This is a genomic window from bacterium, from assembly GCA_040757115.1.
Taxonomy (GTDB): domain Bacteria; phylum UBA9089; class CG2-30-40-21; order CG2-30-40-21; family SBAY01; genus JBFLXS01.
This window is the reverse complement of record JBFLYA010000364.1, coordinates 1-2,844: the sequence shown is the minus strand read 5'-3', so window position 1 is coordinate 2,844 and position 2,844 is coordinate 1. Positions and strand designations below refer to the sequence as shown.

At 37.2% G+C, this 2,844-nt stretch carries 2 protein-coding genes; both read right to left on the bottom strand.

Translation table 11 applies throughout. The features are described from left to right. The coding region (locus AB1422_18675) for an Ig-like domain-containing protein (protein MEW6621325.1) at positions 1-1,494 on the bottom strand (1,494 nt) is incomplete at its 3' end. Between the two features lie 5 nt (positions 1,495-1,499). Beyond that, positions 1,500-2,844, bottom strand: a 1,345-nt coding sequence (locus tag AB1422_18670; protein ID MEW6621324.1) for a HEAT repeat domain-containing protein, incomplete at its 5' end; no start/stop codon positions are given.

Genomic DNA, 2,844 nt, shown 5'->3' with positions numbered 1-2,844 from the left:
CCCGCTTTCATCGGTGTAACATACCGGCACCTCTATGACCTTACCTGGTATTAAATCAGTTACGGTAGTAAAGGAAGATGTGTAATCTACCTCTAATGGATTACCAGCCAAATCCTTTACCCCAGTTTCGCCACTTTTGACTAAAATAGTATAATTAGTGCCAATATTTAGTGGTTGTGTTGGTGTAAAAAATGCACTTCTGATGTCCGGGTTATAGCTTACAGAACCAACAACAGCACCATTATTAAGTAGAATTGTATTCTCATTAATTGTCTCTGTCCCCATCTCCTCTGAGAATGTAATGCGAATGCGGTTACCAAGATAAACCTTGGTTTGGCCATTAGCCGGTTTAGTGCTGGCTACCTGTGGGGGCTCATTGTCGATGATGACTTCAAAGGGCTCTTCTACATGGTAAGGTGAGCCAAGCCAGAATCTTCTACCTTTTTCTGTTTTGTTACCAGCTCTATCGTATGTTTTCACATACAACTTAGAAAATGCAAAAGCCAAACCCGGCTCCCATTCACATGTAGATATGGTACCTACATCAGCATCCCCATCATTGGTTCCAATTTTTTTCTCTACTAAATCAGACAGACTCCAATAAAACTCCACTCTATCTATCCCTGAACCACCATTACCATCTGTAACTTTTGCCTTTATTGTAAGCTTGCCACTTACAAAACTACACTGTTTTACTTCCTTACCATTCTTATCATATACCTTAAACTCAGTTACTTCTGGTGGTTTACCAACCTGTTTTCCACCTACTTTTGCCATCCTTACCATTAAACTTTTTGGGTAGAAGGCATCTTTTTTGACAAAAAAAGCTGCCCATAAAGCTTTAAGGGCCCCTGGTAGTCCAGAAAGCCAGCAATTCTTCTCTTCATTCTCTTCACCCATTCTTCCATCACCAAAGAATCCCATACATCGATTGCCCTTTGCAGTCTCACCTTCATATCCAATCACTTCATAACAATATTCCACAAGTCCATCACAACGGAAAGATGCACCTGGTTTCTTTATATCTTCAGGTTTCTCTTCTTTTTCAGGGTTACCAGTAACATATTTTTTCCCTTTCTGTTCCCAAGCAGTGGCAATGATCTGTCTGCGTTTGCGAGCAGTTAAATCACCACTATTATATCCACCCTTGTAACCCCCTGGGAAATTAATATAAGACTTAATAAATGGCTGACAGCTCAGTGTTCCATTATACCCAACTGCCTCAATTACACTATGTTGGATGTCAGAATCTGTAATATTGATGTAATATGGAGGAGTTGTTTCAACATAGACCTCATCACCTTTTGAGTGAGAACAGAAATAAATTCCCGCATGATGGAATCCCACACCTAACAAAGCCTCTTCTGTTTTATGCCTAAACACAGCATCCCCCATCTCGCAATCTGGCCCTTTTCCAGCATATAAACTCCCTACACTTACTAACATCACAAACATAGCTAATCCTAATATTTGAGCTTTACCTGACTTATACATAGTCTCTACCTCCTTAAAACTTTATATTTAGCCTTTAAGCTTTTATAATCTTCACCCGTAAGTTGTGATAAGGCACCTAATATATTAATTATTGCATTCTTATATCTTTCATCTTGTAATGCTTTTTCTAAAGGTTCGATTGCCCTTTTATCGCCTATTTCACCTAACGCGTTTATTATCAACCAACTGTCTGAACTACCTTTTGTTGCCCATAAAGCTTCTATCAATGGTTCAACTGCTCTTTTATCACCTATTTTACCTAAGGCTTTTGCAGCAATATCCCAGCTTAAACTATCTAGATTTATTTTGTATATTTCTAATCCTTCAATCAACGCCTTCACAATCCTATCCCTATCATTACCTTTCATCTCTTTACCTAATTCTCCCAATGCATCAGCCGCCCACATATCACCCTTCTTCAAATTTTCTATCAACGGTTCAATTGCCCTCTTACTCTTTGTCCTACCTAAAGCCTCCGCTGCACGAGCTCGAACCAAAGTATGTCTATTATTCTTTAGTGCATTTATTAGCGGTTCTACTACCTTTTCCCCGCCAATAAAACCTAATCCATCTACGGATATTGCGGCAACTATCTCATTCTCATCATCTAATGCCTCTACTAATGCATCTATTGCCTTCTTATCCCTTAGACATGTTCCTAATCCTCTTAATATCTCAATTCGAACACAGGTATCACTTTCATCTTTTAGTATCCCAAGTAAATATTCAGCTCCAACAAGATTATTTTTAGCCAATCTATATGCTGCCTCAGATCGAACCCTACTATCATCACTCTTATCCTCTAATATTTCCATTAGTGGTTTAATTACCCTCTTATCTCCTATAATACAACCTGTTATAAACACCCTGATTCTACAGTACCAATGTTTTTTCTTATCCTTAATTACTCCTATCATGAATGGTATGCCAGGTTTACCAATTCTTATTAATCTCCCGATCTCTCCATCTATTATCAAACTTACTAACACATCATCTATATCATTTTTCATCATCAACTTACATTTCTTGTCTATACTATTAATTGCTTTCTTTACTTCCTTCTCAATTTTTCCCTTCTCTTTATCTGAAATCTTAATATTTGGAAAGTTCTTACCGAATTTCTCATTCAATAAACCAACTATTTCGTTACGAACTACTATATCTTCCTTTTCATCATTCACTATTTCTATTAAGTGCTCAATTATTCTATCATCTTTTATCTCCTCTACTATCACATAAATAATAAGTGCTCGAAACTGCCAGTTTTTTCTTCTATCCTTAATTACTTTTATTAATGTTGGTACGCCTGCTTTACCAATATTTACTAACTCCATTAACAATCTGCGAATA